This window comes from Cellulomonas sp. P24 (genome assembly GCF_024704385.1).
GTDB lineage: Bacteria > Actinomycetota > Actinomycetes > Actinomycetales > Cellulomonadaceae > JAJDFX01.
Genome location: NZ_JAJDFX010000002.1, coordinates 413,166 through 428,495 on the forward strand (window position 1 = coordinate 413,166; position 15,330 = coordinate 428,495).

The following is a 15,330-nucleotide window of genomic DNA, read 5'->3' on the forward strand; positions in this document are numbered from 1 at the left end:
CGGGGAGAAGTCTCCCACGAGTGACGGTCAGCGCCGTTCCTCGCGCTGCTTGCAGACGACGCACAGCGTGGCCCGCGGGAACGCGAGCACGCGATCCTTGCCGATCGGTTCGCCACAGGACTCGCACGTCGCGAAGCTCCCGTCGCTCACGCGTTCGAGTGCGCGCGTGGTCTGCGTGAGCAGGTTGCGCGTGTTGTTGACGAGCGTCAGCTCCTGCTCGCGCTCCAGCGCGCTCGAGCCGGAGTCCGCCTGGTCGTCCCCGGCGCCGTCCCCCGAGTTGCGGAGCAGGTCGGACAGCTCGGTGTCCGCGGCCGACAGCTCAGCGGTCAGCCGGTCGACCTCGCTGATCAGCTCGCTCCGCAGAGCGCGCACGTCTTCGACGGTCCACGGCTCCTCACCAGGGCGGACCGCGAGGTCCTCGATGACCGGAAGCCCGTCATCGCCCACGATCCGAGCCGTCGTCATCGCGTCATCGGCGACCATCAGTGCCCTCTCTCCACGGAAGTCAGGAGAGAGTATGCGCCAGCGCCGATGCGCACAACACGACGCGCACGTCCGATCTCCTCCGGCGTCTCCCAGGACCGGACAAACACCCCGTCCCGGGGTACGACGAACGCCGCCCTCCCGTGCTGACCGGAGGACGGCGTTCGTCGGTGCCGCTGGACACGTACCCGAAGGTCCGTGCAGCGGCCATGGTTCGTGCAGAGGTCAGAGAGACTGCCCCTCGCCCTGCGGCTGACCGCCGGGGGTGGTGCGACCCTGGAGCGCGCTGCCCCGGTTGTCCAGGTCCCCGAGAAGGTTCTCCAGGTAGCTCTTCAGGCGCGTGCGGTAGTCGCGCTCGAAGACGCGGAGCTCGTCGATCTTGCGCTCGAGGAGCGACCGCTCCTGCTCCAGCTGGCCGAGGGTACGGCTCGACGTCTCCTCCGCCTCACGCACGATCCGGGTGCCCTGGGACTTCGCCTCGGCGATGAGTCGCTCGCCCTCCTCCTGGCCGCTGCGCACGTAGTCGTCGTGGAGCTTCTGGGCCAGCGCAAGCATCCCGGTCGCGGACTCGGGCTCGCTCTGCCGCACCGGGGCCGACACGACGGGTGCCGGTGCGACCGGGGCCGCGACGACGGGGGCAGGAGCGGGAGTCGGCTCAGGTGTCGGCTCAGGTGCCGGTGCCGCGACCACCGGAGCACCCTGAGCTGCTCCGGTGCGGCTCAGCTCGGCGATGCGCCGCTCGGCCGCCGCCAGCTTCGTCTTGAGGTCGTCGTTCTCTCCCTGGAGCTCACGGAGAGTGCCGACGACGAGGTCGAGGAAGTCGTCGACCTCGTCCTGGTCGTACCCCTCGCGGAACTTGGTCGCCTGGAACTTCTTGTTCAGGACGTCATCTGCTGTCAGCAGCGCCATCGGTGTCACCTCTGTCGATCGAGCTCGGTCGGGCCGGGGCAGTCCACCGACCGCCGCCGTTCACGTTAGCGGACATTGACCCTCATGCGCGTGACCACCACGTGACCACGCCGCGGGACCTGCGGAAAGGCGTCTCGCAGTCCAGCCGCTCAGCTCCCGAGGATGCTCAGCACGAGCAGCAGGAACCAGCACAGGAGCAGCAGGACGGTGAATGCCAGGTCGAGGCGCATGTTGCCGAGCGTGAGCGGCGGCAGGAGTCGACGCAGGGCACGCAGCGGCGGGTCCGTGACCGTGTACACGGTCTCGGTCAGGACGAGGACCGCGCCCCGCGGTCGCCAGTCCCGGGCGAAGAACTGCACCCAGTCGACCACCATCCGTGCGAGCAGGGCGACGATGAACAGCGTGACGACGAGCGACAACGCACCCGCGACGAGCCTCACCTGTCAGCTCTGGTTGTAGAACGCGGCGCGGGACTCGGCGTTCGCCGGACGGTCGTCACCCGTGACCTCGACGTGCACCGGGGAGAGCAGGAACACCCTGTTCGTCACCCGCTCGATCGCCCCGTGCAGGCCGAAGATCAGGCCCGCAGAGAAGTCCACGAGACGCTTCGCGTCGGCGTCGTCCATGTCGGAGAGGTTCATGATGACCGGCGTGCCCTCGCGGAACGCCTCCCCGATCTTGCGCGCGTCGTTGTACGAGCGCGGGTGGATCGTGGTGATGCGGCGAAGATCACCGGCGGCCGGGGCAGGCGCTGCCGCCCGAACGCCGACCGCACGGCTGATCGGTGTGACCTGAGCGTCGAAGTCGTGCGACATGGAGTCCTCGATGTCCTCGTACTCGTCGACGTAGTCCTCGTCCAGCTGCTCGCCGTGGTCGTCGGCAAGGCCGAGGTACAGCATCGTCTTGCGCAGCGCTCCGGCCATTGCCCTCTCCCCATCTGTCCATCTGTCCTGCTGCTCGTGCCTCGCTCGTGCGGGGTCCGTCGCGTCAGTCGCCACGCTAGCAACGGACCAGGTCACGACCGCGGCGACACGCCCGTCAGACGGATGACACCTGCGAAGCGCCCGGTCGGTTCCCCGCGGCGCGTGGACAGCCGGTGCGAGAAGAACTGTGCGTCGCTCATGGTGCACCGCTCGACCCGTTGCACGTCACGGACCCCGCAGGCGTCGAGGACGGCCGCGACGCCGGCGGGCAGGTCGAGGGACGGGGTCCCCCACGACGTCTCGGCGTGCGCCGCCGGCACAGTGCTCGCGACGTCGTCGCGCATGTCCGCCGGTACCTCGTAGCACGCCCCGCACACGCACGGGCCGATCGCCGCCCGCAGACGACCCGGGTCCGCCCCGAGGTCCCGCATCGCAGCGACGGCGTTCTGGACGACCCCCGAGACGAGCCCACGACGGCCCGCATGGAGCGCGGACACGACCCGCGCGACGGGGTCGGCGAGCAGAACCGGGACGCAGTCCGCGACGAGCACGCCCACCGCGACCTCCGCCGAACCCGTCACGAGGGCATCGGCCCGCGCGACGGGTCGCAGCGGGTCGCCCGGCGGACCCGTGACCACGTGCGCCTCGGCTCCGTGCACCTGGTCCGCCCAGGCGATCGGCGCGCCGATCCTGCTCTCGAGAAGCTGCCGGTTCCGTGCGACCGCGGCCGTGTCGTCACCGACGTGGGTCGCAAGGTCGAGACCGGCCCACGGCCCGGTGCTGACGCCGCCGCCGCGTGTCGTGAAAGCACCGGTCACGCCGGGGCCGAGATCGACCTCGAGGAGCTCGACGGACGTGACCGTCAGGTCGCGTTCCGCGGTGATCGCCTACTTCAGGAAGTCGGGGACGTCGAGGTCGTCGCGGCCCCGACGACTCGGCTCCTCCTCGAAGGTGCGTGGCATCTCGAGCTGACCGGTGGCGGTGACCGCCTCCGGGTCAGGCGAGAGGAACGCGGGGATCTCCTCGCCCGGGACCTGTGCCGGCACGTACGGGGCCTCGGTGTCGGGAGCCACCGGGACGACGGCCGGTATCGCGTGCGACGCCGAGGAGCCGGGCCGGGGGTGGGGAGCGCCCCGCCCGTGACCTGACCGAGGGCGCGCGCGTCCCGACGCACGGTGGGCGAGCCGCTGTCGAAGCCGGCGGCGATCACCGTGACCCGGACCTCGTCGCCCAGGGCGTCGTCGATCACGGCGCCGAAGATGATGTTGGCCTCGGCGTGCGCAGCCTCCTGGACGAGCCGGGCTGCTTCGTTGATCTCGAAGAGACCGAGGTCCGAGCCGCCCTGGATCGACAGCAGCACACCGTGCGCGCCGTCGATGCTCGCCTCGAGGAGCGGCGACGAGATCGCGAGCTCGGCTGCCTGGACCGCGCGGTCCTCGCCGCGGGCGGACCCGATCCCCATCAGCGCACTCCCGGCGCCCTGCATGACCGACTTGACGTCGGCGAAGTCGAGGTTGATCAGACCAGGGGTCGTGATCAGGTCGGTGATGCCCTGCACACCGGAGAGCAGCACCTGGTCGGCCGAACGGAACGCGTCGAGCACCGACACCGACCGATCGCTGATCGAGAGCAGGCGGTCGTTGGGGATCACGATGAGCGTGTCGACCTCGGCCCGGAGCCCGTCGATCCCCGAGTCGGCCTGCACCGAGCGACGGCGCCCCTCGAACGTGAACGGACGGGTGACGACACCGATCGTCAGGGCCCCGAGCGAGCGAGCGATCCGAGCCACCACCGGCGCGCCACCCGTCCCGGTCCCGCCGCCCTCGCCTGCGGTCACGAAGACCATGTCCGCGCCGCGGAGCACGTCCTCGATCTCCTCGGCGTGATCCTCGGCCGCCTTCTTCCCGACCTCCGGATCCGCCCCGGCGCCGAGGCCTCGGGTCAGCTCGCGACCGACGTCGAGCTTGACGTCGGCATCCGACATCAGCAGTGCCTGGGCGTCGGTGTTGATGGCGATGAACTCGACACCCTTGAGGCCGACCTCGATCATCCGGTTCACGGCATTGACGCCACCACCACCGATGCCGACGACCTTGATGACCGCCAGGTAGTTCTGGGGAGCTGCCACGATGGGTGCCTCTCGTTCTGCTTGCGTGTCGTGCGGTGCGTCAACCTTCACCCTCAGGCTGAGGGTTATAGTTATGTCAGACTGTGCCACCAGTGACGCTAGGTGGCCGACGGGCTCCGATCAACGACCGACGGGCGCGTGTCGGTCGCCACGTTGCGCGCACTCACCGTGTGATCGGCAGGGTCGGCGCCGACAGGTCGTAGACCTTGGCGTGGGCACTGGTCGGCGCCGCACGCAACGCCTTCAGCACCGCGATCTTGAGCGCCGTCTGATCGGCGCTCCCCCACACCACGTGCGCACCGTCCCGCAGATCCATCCCGACGGTGTCCTGGCTCGACGCCTCGACGGACGCCACCTGCGCGCTCAGGTCCGGCGGGAGTGCATCGAGCACCCCCAGGACCGCCGCGAGCGTGCGCTTCGTGTCGGTCGCCGTCGCAGGGATCGTCACCACCGGGAGCCCGGTCGGCGGGGTGTCGGCCCGGCCGACCTGCACGCCGTCCGCGTCCCGCAGCACGTAGCCTCCGGACGGGTCGGGGATCGCCGCGACCGGTTCACGGGAGACGAGCGTGATCGTCAGCCCGTGCGGCCAGTCGCGCATGACCTTCGCCGACCGCACCCCCGGGACCTCGAGGATCGCGTCCCGGAGCGCAACCGTGTCAAGCCGCGGGAGCGGCGTCCCGGCCCGCGCATCGACGACAGCGAGCACGTCCGCGACGGTCACGACGGTCCCGGGGTCCTTGACGACGACCCGATCGGGCTCGAGTGCCAGGACGGGCGACAGCAGCAGCAGCCACGACAGCAGACCGGCGACCACCGTGACCGCCACCCCGAGGTAGACGTGCCGACGGGTCACGGCTCGCCGCGCGCTCACCCTCTCCGCGAAGCGCTCCGCCGACCGGGACGAGACCACCGCCGGCCGCACCGGCAGCCCCGGTGCCCGGCGCCGAGCGGCGTACGTCGTCACGGCGACGGCGGGCGCGGACTCGGGCGTCGGACGCGCCGGACGCGCCGGAGCCGACGGCTCGGCCACCGGCAACGCTCGCGACGACGTGGCACCCTCGCGCGACGCCGACGACGCACCACGCGCGCCCCCGCCCGCCGGGCGCCGCGGACGAGCCGGGCGCGATGGCTGACCCGGTCTCGACGGCGGGGTCACGCCGGACCCCCACCCGGCCGACCGCCGTGCCGGCGCGCGAGCTCGTCCAGCACCACGGGCCCGAGGTCGGTGACGTCCCCCGCACCGACGGTCAGGACCAGGTCGCCGGAGCGCGCCTCCGCGGCGAGGCGGGACGCCGCCTCGCCCCGATCGGCCACGTACGCGCCGGGACGAGTCATGGCGTCGACGATCAGCGCGCCCGTGACACCAGGTTCGGGATCCTCCCGCGCACCGTAGATCCCGGTCACGACGACGACGTCGGCGAGCGCGAGCGCCTCGGCGAACTCCCTCGCGAACACCCGCGTCCGGGAGTAGAGGTGCGGCTGGAAGAGCACCAGCACGCGCCCGGCACCGGCAACGGTTCGCGCTGCGCGGAGCAGCGCGGCCACCTCGGTCGGGTGGTGCGCGTAGTCGTCGACCACCCGGACCCCGGCCACCGTCCCCCGGTCCTCGAAGCGACGTCCGGTCCCGCGGAACGCGGCAGCGCCCGCGGCGGCCTGCACCGGGTCGACCCCGAGCAGCGTCGCCACGATCCACGCCGCCGTGGCGTTCGCCACGTTGTGGGCACCGGGAACGGCGAGCTCGAGCGAGACGGGACCCGTCATCCGCAGCGGACCCCGGCCCGAGGTCGCCCGGACGACCGCACGGCCGCCGTCCCCGTCCGCGACGTAGTCCGCGATCGTCACATGGGCGTCCGAGCCGGCAGGAGCGTCCGCGGTCCCGTACGTCACCACCTGCACACCACGAGCGGCCAGGGCGGCGTGCGCCGTCCCGACGAGCCGGCATGCGCCGGCGTCGTCGGAGCACGCGACCAGCCACCCCCCGTCGACGATCCGTTCGGTGAACTCGACGAACACGGCCTCGAAGGCAGCCAGCGACCCGTAGTGGTCGAGATGGTCCGCCTCGACGTTCGTCACCACCGCGATCGTCGGCGAGTACGCGAGGAACGACCCGTCGGACTCGTCCGCCTCGGCGACGAACACCCGCCCGCTCCCGTTCCGCGCACCCCGGACCGGGAGCGACACGGCTGCGCCGCCGACGCCGAGCACCGTGCCGCCGATCGCGTACGAGGGATCGAGCCCCACGTCGGAGAGGATCACCGCCGTCATCGCCGACGTCGTCGTCTTGCCGTGCGCGCCGGCCACGGCGACAGCCGTACGACCCGCCATGAGCGCCGCGAGCGCCTCCGACCGGTGCACGACGCGTCGGCCGAGCTCACGGGCCCGGACGAGCTCGGGGTTCGAGGAGCGCACCGCGGTGGAGACCACCACCACATCCGCGTCGTCGACGTGCGCTGCCTCGTGGCCCACCCACGTCCGCACCCCGGACGCACGGACCGCGGCGAGCGTCGCCGAGTCGCGCGCGTCGGATCCGCTGACCGTCAAGCCACGTGCGGCGAGAAGAGCAGCGATCGCCGACATCCCCGCGCCACCGACACCGATCAGGTGGACGCGGCCCCAGTCCTCCACCCGGCTCGCACCGCTCGGGTCGATCGCCGTCATCGGAGCGCCTCCTCGACGATGTCGGCCACCCGGGCGGCACCGTCGCGCACGCCGACCCGGGCCGCCGCGACCCCCATGTCACGCAGCCGCCCGTCGCCGGCCACCGCGCCCGCGAGCAGGGGCAGCACGTTCTCGCGCAGCCACTCGATGCCGAGGTCGGCGTCGGCCACCAGGATCCCTCCTCCTGCGTCGACGACCGGCACCGCGTTGAACCGCTGCTCGCCGTTGCCGATCGGCAGCGGGACGTAGACCGCAGGGAGACCGAGGGCGGCAAGCTCGCTCACGGTGGCGGCACCTGCACGACACACCACGAGATCGGCCAGGGCGTACGCGTGCTCCATCTCCACGAGGTACTCGCGCACCACGTAGCGGCCGGACTCGAGCGCCTCGCGCCCGACCGCCCCGGCACCGAGATCGGCCAGGACCTCGTCGGCCTTGCCACGGCCGGTGAGATGAAGCACCTGGGCACCGGCCGCCAGCACGTCCGGCCCGAACGCCGCCATCACCCGGTTGAGCCGCTGCGCGCCCAGCGAACCGCCGGTGACCAGCAGGGTCACCCGCGCAGGATCGAGGGCCAGGGCAGCGGCCGCCTCCGCCCGTGCACGCTCACGATCGGCCATCGCCTCGACCACGGCGACGACGTCGGCCCGGAGCGGCATCCCGACGACCTGCGCGCGGGGCAACGGCGTGCCGGGGAACGTGACGGTGACCGATCGCGCCCAGCGAGCGCCCAGCCTGTTCGCCAGACCCGGACGCGCGTTCGCCTCGTGGATCACGACCGGCACGCCGCGACGCCGCGCCGCGAGATACGCCGGTGTCGAGACGTAGCCACCGAAGCCGACCACCACCTGGGCGCCGCTCCGGTCGATCGCGGCACCCGCAGCTCGCACCGCCGCCGCCAGCCGCCCAGGCAGCCGGAACCAGTCGAGGGTCGGACGTCGCGGCATCGGGACCCTCGGGACCAGTGCGAGCGGGAACCCGCGAGCCGGGACCAGTGTCGACTCGAGCCCCCGCTCGGTCCCGAGAACGGTCAGGACCATCTCCGGGTCCCGGCGACGCAGCTCGTCCGCGACGGCCAGGAGCGGGTTGACGTGGCCGGCGGTGCCACCGCCGGCCAGGAGCACCGACCGGGCGGTCCGACCGTCTGGCGTGGAACCCGGCGCAGCGGACGCCCCGGTCATCGGGTCGGCCCGTCGAGACTCGCGTCGCTCGGCGCGTTCATCGGCGACCGGTCCGCACGCTCGCGCGCCGGGCTGCGCTGAGCACTCCGAGAGAGCGCCGCACGACCCCCGAGCGCGCCGCGAGCGCCTCCCCCGCGCCCGGCTCGTCACGCGCGAAGGCGATCACGACCCCGAGGGCGGCCATCGTCGTGATCAGCGCCGAACCACCCGAGGACACCAGCGGGAGCGGGAGGCCGATCACCGGGGCCAGGCCGATGACGACGGCGATGTTCAGCAACGCCTGTCCGATCACCCAGCTCATGATGGCGCCCGTCGTGATCTTGACGAACGGGTCGGGGTGCCGACGGATGATCCGGGCCATCGCCAGTCCGAGCAGCGCGAACAGCAGCAGGACCAGGAGCGTGCCGATCAGGCCGAGCTCCTCACCGAGGATCGCGAAGATGAAGTCGTTGTGGCGTTCGGGTAGGTAGCCCCACTTCTCACGGCTTCCCCCAAGCCGAGTCCCCCGATCCCGCCGGTCGCAAGCCCCCAGATCCCGTGCTTCGTCTGGTAGCACGCGCCCTGGTCGTCGCAGCTGCTGCTCAACCAGGACGAGATGCGCGAGGTCCGGTTCGCGCTGAACACCGTCAGGGCGCCCACCACGACGACCGCGAGACCGCCGGCGACGGCGAACATCCGCAACGGGACCCCCGCGACGAACATCGCACCGGCGACGAGCAGGAAGAGGATCAGGGCTGTCCCGAGGTCGTGACCGATCAGCACGAGCCCGATCATGAGCCCGGAGACCGGCACCACCGGCACGAGCGCATGCTTCCACTCGTGCAGGAGCGGTCGTTTCCGGGCGAGCACCGCACCGAGCCAGACCGCCAGGGCCAGCTTCACGAGCTCCGACGGCTGCGCCGTGAAGCTGCCGATGTGGATCCAGTTCTCGTTGCCGAGCACGGAGAGACCGATCCCGGGGATGAAGACGGCGAGCTGGAGCGCCGCCGACCCGCCCAGGGCCACCCACGCGATCCCCTCGAAGAACTTGATCGGCAGCCGCGACGCGACGAGGAGCAGCGGGAGCCCGATCAGCGCGAACTGCGCCTGGACCAAGAAGTCTGCGTACGGGGACTTGTCCGCCGAGATCGCGTCGACGCTCGAGCTCGAGAGGACCATCACCAGACCGATGACCAGGAGCAGCGTCGTCGCGCCCGTGATCACGTAGTAGCTCGTCACGGCGCTGTTCCACTGTCCGAGCAGACGCCCCCGTTCGCGCGGCACCGGGGCGTCGAGCGTCACCGTCGGCGGGGTCGCGGCGCGCGCGCCCCGACCGGCACGCGGCGTCGGCAGTGCACGGCCCGTGGCGACCGTGGACGTCCCGGTCGGCGGCGTCCCGGTCGCGCGAGCCCCCTGGGCCGTCGGGCGCGACACGTCAGCTCCCGGGCGTCGTCAGGTCACGCGCCGCCGCGGCGAAGCTCTCGCCTCGCTCGGCATACGAGCGGAACTGGTCCATCGACGCGCAGGCCGGCGCCAGGAGCACGGTGTCACCGGGCTGCGCCAGCTGTTCAGCCCGACGGACCGCGCGAGTCATCACCGTCCCAGTGTCACCGGGATCGGTGGCGACCACGGGAACCTCGGGCGCGTGTCGCTCGAGCGCGTCGCGCAACGGCGCCTGGTCGACCCCGATCAGGACCACCGCACGCAGGCGGTCGCGAACGGCGAGCACGAGGTCGTCGAACGTCGCGCCCTTCGCCAGACCTCCGGCGATCCACACGACCGTGCCCGGTGCGAAGCCGGCGAGAGAGGCGGCGGCGGCGTGCGCGTTGGTCGCCTTCGAGTCGTCGACGTAGGCGACGTCGGCGACACGAGCGACCGTCTGGATCCGGTGGGCACCCGGCGCGTAGGCGCGGAGCCCGGCCGAGACCGCGGTCGGAGGCACCCCGTGGGCGAGAGACAGTGCGGCGGCGGCCAACGCGTTGCTCACCACGTGGGCGGGGACGTGGCCGTCCGGTCCCGCGAGCTGGGCGAGGTCGGCGACAGTGGCCAGCTCGACGCCGTGGGTATGCCGGCGTGCCGCGAACCCCCGGTCCACGAGCACCCCGTCCACGACCCCCACATGCCCGAGCGCCGGCGCCCCGAGGGTGAACCCGACCGCCAGCGCGCCGTCGGCCACGTCGGCCTCGCGGACGAGGCGTTCGGTCGTCCGGTCCGCCGCGTTGTACACGCACGCTCGCACGACGTTCGCGAACACCCGACCCTTGGCGTCCTCGTACGCCACCCGCGACCCGTGCCAGTCGAGATGGTCGTCCGCGACGTTGAGGACGGCGGCGGCCTCGGCTGCCATGGTGTGCGTGAAGTGGAGCTGGAAGCTCGAGAGCTCGACGGCCAGCACGTCGAGCTCCGGATCGGTCGCGGCGAGCACCACCGGGGTGCCGACGTTCCCGACGGCGAGCGCACGCTCCCCCGCCGCCAGCAGGATCTGCTCGAGCATGCCGACGGTCGTCGTCTTGCCGTTCGTCCCGGTCACCGCCAACCAGGGGGCCGGGCCGCGGTCGGTGCCGTCGACGGACGTCCGTGGGACGCGCAGCTGCCACGCGAGCTCGACCTCGCTCCAGACCGGTACGCCCCGGCTCAGCGCCTGCACCAGCAGGGCGTCGGTCGGCCGCCAACCCGGTGACACGACCACCAGGTCGGCACCGTCGAGGCCTCCTGCCGCATCGAGCGCCGCAGCATCGACGTGATCCGCCTCCGGGTCCGACGCGTCGACGGTCACCACGCGCGCACCCCGCTCCGCGAGCACCGTCCGAGCGGCGCGACCGGACACGCCGAGGCCGGCGACCACCACCGTCAGTCCGCCGACGGGTCGGCCGAGCAGTCGGGTCTCGCTGGGTGTGCCCACGATCAGCTGGCCACCCACTCGGCGTAGAAGATCCCGACGCCCAGGGCGACGAACAGTCCCGCGATGATCCAGAACCGGATGACGATCGTCACCTCACCCCACCCCGAGAGCTCGAAGTGGTGATGGAGGGGCGCCATCTTGAAGACCCGGCGTCGGGTCAGCTTGAAGAACCCGATCTGGATCACGTCCGAGAGCACGACGATGACGAAGAGCCCACCGATGATCGCCGCGAGGATCTCGGTCCGCGAGAGGATCGACAGCCCCGCGAGGGCGCCGCCGAGGGCGAGAGCACCGGTGTCCCCCATGAAGATCTTCGCCGGAGAGGCGTTCCACCACAGGAACCCGAAGCACGCGCCCGTGATCGCCGCCGCGACCACGGCGAGCCCAATCGGGTCACGCACCTCGTAGCAGCTGGGACCGGCCGTGAGCACCGACTGGCAGCGCTGGTTGAACTGCCAGATCCCGATGATGACGTACGAGCCGAAGACGAGCAGTGAGGCCCCGGTCGCCAGCCCGTCCAGGCCGTCGGTCAGGTTCACCGCGTTGGACCACGCCGTGATGAGGAAGTTCGCCCACAGCACGAAGAGGATCAGCCCGATCGTCGCACCGGCGAACCGGAGATCGAGGCCGGTGTCGCGGATGAACGAGATCCTGGTCGACGCCGGCGTGCGGAAGTTGCGGTTGGGGAACTGGAGGGCGAGCACCGCGAAGATCACGCCGACGAGTCCCTGACCGGCGATCTTCCACCGGGCACGCAGCCCGAGGCTCCGCTGCCGGGAGATCTTGACGAAGTCGTCGAGGAACCCCACGACACCGAGCCCGGTCATGAGGAACAGCACGAGGACGGCCGAGACGTTCGGCAGCTGGCCGGTGGCGGCGACCGCCGCGCTCCACCCGATCAGGGTGGCGAGGATGATGACGACCCCGCCCATCGTCGGCGTGCCGCGCTTGGTGAAGTGCCCGGTCGGACCGTCCTGGCGGATGAACTGCCCGTACTGCCGGTGCACCAGGAACCGGATGAACACCGGGGTGCCGAGGAGCGACACGACGAGGGAGATGGCCCCGGCCAGCAGCACGGCCTTCACGCGTGACCGCCCGCCTCGATGAGCTCGTCCGCGAGTCGCCAGAGCCCGGCGCCGTGGGACGACTTCACCAGGACCACGTCCCCGGGTCGCAGCACCTCGCGCAGCAGGAGACGGGCGTTCTCGACATCGTCGACGCGAAGGATCTCGTCGCCCCACGACCCTTCGTGGTTCGCGCCGTCCCCGATCGGCCCCGCGCCCGGTCCGACCACCACGGTGAGAGCGATGTTCAGACGGACGATCAGGCGCCCGATCGCATCGTGCTCGGTGCGGGACTCCGCCCCGAGCTCGAGCATCTCGCCCAGGACGGCGACGCTCCGGCGGTCACGGCCGGCGATCGTCGCGAGTGCCTTGAGGGCGGCACGCATCGAGTCCGGGTTCGCGTTGTACGAGTCGTCGACGATCGTGACCCCGTCCTCCCGGTCGACCACGTGCATGCGGTGCGCGCTGAGCGCCTCGGCCGCGCTCAGCCGCGTCGCGACCTCCGGGAGCGTCACGCCGAGCTCGAGGGCGACCGCCGCGGCGGCGAGCGCGTTCGAGACGTGGTGGTCCCCCACGAGCCGCAGGGTGACCGGCGCGGTGCCGGATCCCGTGACCAGCGTGAAGGAGGCGCGACCGGCGCGGTCGATCGCCACGTCGCGCGCCCGTACGTCGGCCGCCGCGTTCGTGCCGAACGTGACCACCCGGCCGGGAGCGAACGAGGCCATCTCGGCCACACGCGGGTCGTCGGCGTTGAGGACCGCCACCCCGGTCGGCGTGAGTGCGCGCACGATCTCGGCCTTGGTGCGTGCGACGGCGTCGATCCCGCCGAACCCGGCCAGGTGGGCGTGCCCGACCGCGAGGACCACCGAGACGTCGGGACGCGCGATCCGCGTGAGCTCGGCGATGTGCCCCACTCCGCTGGCCCCCATCTCGAGCACGAGGTACCGGGTGGCTGCGTCGGCACGCAGCACCGTCAGCGGGAGCCCGATCGTGTTGTTGAACGACCCCGCCGCGGCGACGGTGGCCGCATGACCTGCGAGGAGCTGGGACAGGAGGTCCTTCGTCGTCGTCTTCCCGACCGAGCCCGTCACGCCCACGACGACGGGAGCGGGGACCCCGTCGTCCGATGCGTTCGCACCCCTCAGTCGTTCGAGGACGCCGTGCGCCAACGCGCCCAGCGCGGCATCGACGTCAGCGACGACGACGCACGGCAGGGCGCCCGCGACGCCGTTCAACGGACGATCGGTGAGGACGAGCCGAGCACCGGCGGCCACAGCCGCCTCGGCGTAGTCGTGGCCATCGAGGTGCTCTCCCTGGAGCGCCGCGAAGACCGCACCGGGCGCGACGAGCCGCGAGTCGACCACGACCGGGCCGTCGACGAGCTCTCCCGGCCCGATCGGACCGGAGAGCACGCCGCCGACGAGAGCCGCCACCTCAGCGGCCGTGAGCGCGATCACGCGAGGTGACCAGGTGTGGTGGAGGCGACGGCGGCGCGCAACGTCTCCTGGTCGGAGAAGGCGTACGTGACACCACCGATCTCCTGAGTCAGCTCGTGCCCCTTGCCGGCCACCACGATCGTGTCGTCCTCCTGTGCGATGCGCAGAGCGAGGCGGATCGCTTCGCTCCGGTCGGCGATGTCGTCGACCCGTGACGCGCGGGAGCCCTGCTCCCGTGCACCTTGAAGGATCTCGGCCCTGATCGCCGCCGGGTCCTCGGACCTCGGGTTGTCGTCCGTGACGATCACGACCTCGGCGTGGAGCCCGGCGGCCTGACCCATGAGGGTCCGCTTCCCACGGTCCCGGTCACCGCCGGCGCCGAGCACCACGATCACCCGACCCGGGGTCACCGGCCGGACCGCGTCCAACGCCAGCGCCAGGGCGTCCGGGGTGTGCGCGTAGTCGACGAGCGCGAGCGGACGGCCACCGCCACGTTCGAGGACCCGCTCCATCCGCCCGGGCACCCCCGGCGCTGCCGCGACCGCGCGGATCGCGTCGGCGAGCGGGACGCCGGCCCGGTGGGCGACGACGAGGGCGAGCGCAGCGTTGGAGACGTTGATCCAGCCCGGGAGCGGGCTCGTCGCGTGATGGATCGCGCCGTCCGGGCCACGGAGGTCGAAGTCGGTCCCGACGCCGTCCCTCGACGTGGTCGCGCCTGTGACCGACCAGTCGGCCTGGTCGTCGCCGGGGCGGGTCGACAGCGTGTCGACCTCGATCGTCGCCTCGTCGGCGAGCCGGCGTCCCCAGTCGTCATCGACGACGACGACGCCTCGACGTGCCCGGCGAGGCGTGAAGAGCTGAGCCTTGGCCCGGAAGTACTCCTCCATGCTGCCGTGGAAGTCCAGGTGGTCGCGCTGGAGGTTCGTGAAGCCGGCGACGTCGAGCACGAGCCCGTTGACCCGGCCGAGCGCGAGGGCGTGGGACGACACCTCCATCGTCACCGCCGTCACGCCCAGCTCACGTGCCCGCGCCAGCGTCGCGTGCAGCGCCGGGGCCTCCACGGTGGTCCGCAGGCTCCGGGTGGACTGGTCCGCGAGGCGGGTCTCGATCGTGCCGAGCAGCGCCGTCTGCCGGTGCGACGCCCGCAGTGCGGCATCAACGAGGTAGGTCGTCGTGGTCTTGCCGTTCGTGCCGGTGATCCCGACGGTCACCAGGTGCGTCCCCGGCTCGTCGTGCACCGACGCCGCCACGGCCCCTGCGGCCGCGCGCGGGTCCGCCGTGACGAGGACGGGGACCCCCGACCGTCCGAGCGGGCCCGCCGCGAGGAGCTGGGCCCCCGCCGGGTCCGTCAGCACCGCCACCGCTCCGGCCGACACCGCCTGCTCGGCGAACGTCGCCCCGTGGGCACGGAGACCCGGCACCGCGATGAAGAGGTCGCCCGGCTGCACGTCCCCGCTGTCCATGGTCGCGCCGGTCACCTCGACGGCGCGCCATCCGGCGTCCCCGCCGGCCGAGCCGTGCGCTGCGGAAAGGGCGACCTCGACCGGGCCGAGCGACTCGGCCAGGGCCGTCAGCCGGTGCGCCGCGGGGGCCGCAGGACGCAGCCGAACCTGCGGTGGAGTCATGCGCCGAACCTACCATTTGGCCCGATCACGACAGCCGTCCCG

Annotated in this window: 13 protein-coding genes and 1 pseudogene; all 14 read right to left on the reverse strand. The window is 72.2% G+C overall.

Annotated elements, in window-relative coordinates; translation table 11 throughout:
- Window positions 1-27: 27 nt before the first annotated feature.
- Window positions 28-465, reverse strand: coding sequence for a TraR/DksA family transcriptional regulator (locus tag LJB74_RS02045; protein ID WP_259306965.1), 438 nt, complete (start codon window positions 463-465; stop codon window positions 28-30).
- 243 nt (window positions 466-708) lie between these two features.
- Complete coding sequence (locus LJB74_RS02050) at window positions 709-1,392, reverse strand: DivIVA domain-containing protein (RefSeq protein ID WP_259306966.1); 684 nt, start codon at window positions 1,390-1,392, stop codon at window positions 709-711.
- Between the two features lie 149 nt (window positions 1,393-1,541).
- The gene (locus LJB74_RS02055; protein WP_259306967.1) at window positions 1,542-1,832 is read right to left on the reverse strand and encodes a YggT family protein; all 291 of its coding nucleotides are present in this window, start codon (window positions 1,830-1,832) and stop codon (window positions 1,542-1,544) included.
- A 3-nt stretch (window positions 1,833-1,835) separates the two neighbouring features.
- Window positions 1,836-2,315 carry a cell division protein SepF gene (locus LJB74_RS02060; protein ID WP_259306968.1) on the reverse strand — a complete coding sequence of 160 codons (480 nt, stop codon included), beginning with the start codon at window positions 2,313-2,315 and terminating at the stop codon, window positions 1,836-1,838.
- A gap of 92 nt (window positions 2,316-2,407) precedes the next feature.
- Window positions 2,408-3,133: a peptidoglycan editing factor PgeF gene (gene pgeF, locus LJB74_RS02065; RefSeq protein WP_259306969.1), complete on the reverse strand. Its 726-nt coding sequence runs from the start codon at window positions 3,131-3,133 to the stop codon at window positions 2,408-2,410.
- A 74-nt stretch (window positions 3,134-3,207) separates the two neighbouring features.
- The gene (ftsZ, locus tag LJB74_RS02070; protein ID WP_259306970.1) at window positions 3,208-4,443 is read right to left on the reverse strand and encodes a cell division protein FtsZ; all 1,236 of its coding nucleotides are present in this window, start codon (window positions 4,441-4,443) and stop codon (window positions 3,208-3,210) included.
- A 163-nt stretch (window positions 4,444-4,606) separates the two neighbouring features.
- Window positions 4,607-5,473, reverse strand: a complete 867-nt coding sequence (locus LJB74_RS02075) for a cell division protein FtsQ/DivIB (RefSeq protein ID WP_259306971.1) — start codon at window positions 5,471-5,473, stop codon at window positions 4,607-4,609.
- A 122-nt stretch (window positions 5,474-5,595) separates the two neighbouring features.
- On the reverse strand, window positions 5,596-7,101 hold the full coding sequence (gene murC, locus LJB74_RS02080) for a UDP-N-acetylmuramate--L-alanine ligase (protein ID WP_259306972.1): 1,506 nt from the start codon (window positions 7,099-7,101) through the stop codon (window positions 5,596-5,598).
- Window positions 7,098-8,282 (reverse strand): undecaprenyldiphospho-muramoylpentapeptide beta-N-acetylglucosaminyltransferase, encoded by a 1,185-nt coding sequence (gene murG, locus LJB74_RS02085; RefSeq protein ID WP_259306973.1) that lies wholly within the window; start codon window positions 8,280-8,282, stop codon window positions 7,098-7,100. Before murG ends, murC begins: the two co-directional genes overlap by 4 nt.
- A gap of 37 nt (window positions 8,283-8,319) precedes the next feature.
- Window positions 8,320-9,440: pseudogene (locus LJB74_RS20770) on the reverse strand (FtsW/RodA/SpoVE family cell cycle protein).
- Between the two features lie 256 nt (window positions 9,441-9,696).
- Window positions 9,697-11,163 (reverse strand): UDP-N-acetylmuramoyl-L-alanine--D-glutamate ligase, encoded by a 1,467-nt coding sequence (murD, locus tag LJB74_RS02095; RefSeq protein ID WP_259306974.1) that lies wholly within the window; start codon window positions 11,161-11,163, stop codon window positions 9,697-9,699.
- Between the two features lie 2 nt (window positions 11,164-11,165).
- Entirely contained in the window at window positions 11,166-12,248 is a 1,083-nt protein-coding gene (gene mraY / locus LJB74_RS02100; protein WP_259306975.1) for a phospho-N-acetylmuramoyl-pentapeptide-transferase, read from the reverse strand.
- Window positions 12,245-13,684 (reverse strand): UDP-N-acetylmuramoyl-tripeptide--D-alanyl-D-alanine ligase, encoded by a 1,440-nt coding sequence (murF, locus tag LJB74_RS02105; protein WP_259306976.1) that lies wholly within the window; start codon window positions 13,682-13,684, stop codon window positions 12,245-12,247. Before murF ends, mraY begins: the two co-directional genes overlap by 4 nt.
- Window positions 13,681-15,288, reverse strand: coding sequence for a UDP-N-acetylmuramoyl-L-alanyl-D-glutamate--2,6-diaminopimelate ligase (locus LJB74_RS02110; protein WP_259306977.1), 1,608 nt, complete (start codon window positions 15,286-15,288; stop codon window positions 13,681-13,683). Before LJB74_RS02110 ends, murF begins: the two co-directional genes overlap by 4 nt.
- Window positions 15,289-15,330: the final 42 nt, after the last annotated feature.

Coding starts and splice junctions, on each gene's coding strand:
- LJB74_RS02050 (WP_259306966.1), bottom strand. CDS start 1,392: ATGGCGCTGCTGACAGCAGATGACGTCCTGAACAAGAAGTTCCAGGCG.
- LJB74_RS02045 (WP_259306965.1), bottom strand. CDS start 465: ATGACGACGGCTCGGATCGTGGGCGATGACGGGCTTCCGGTCATCGAG.
- LJB74_RS02060 (WP_259306968.1), bottom strand. CDS start 2,315: ATGGCCGGAGCGCTGCGCAAGACGATGCTGTACCTCGGCCTTGCCGAC.
- murG (WP_259306973.1), bottom strand. CDS start 8,282: ATGACCGGGGCGTCCGCTGCGCCGGGTTCCACGCCAGACGGTCGGACC.
- LJB74_RS02110 (WP_259306977.1), bottom strand. CDS start 15,288: ATGACTCCACCGCAGGTTCGGCTGCGTCCTGCGGCCCCCGCGGCGCAC.
- murC (WP_259306972.1), bottom strand. CDS start 7,101: ATGACGGCGATCGACCCGAGCGGTGCGAGCCGGGTGGAGGACTGGGGC.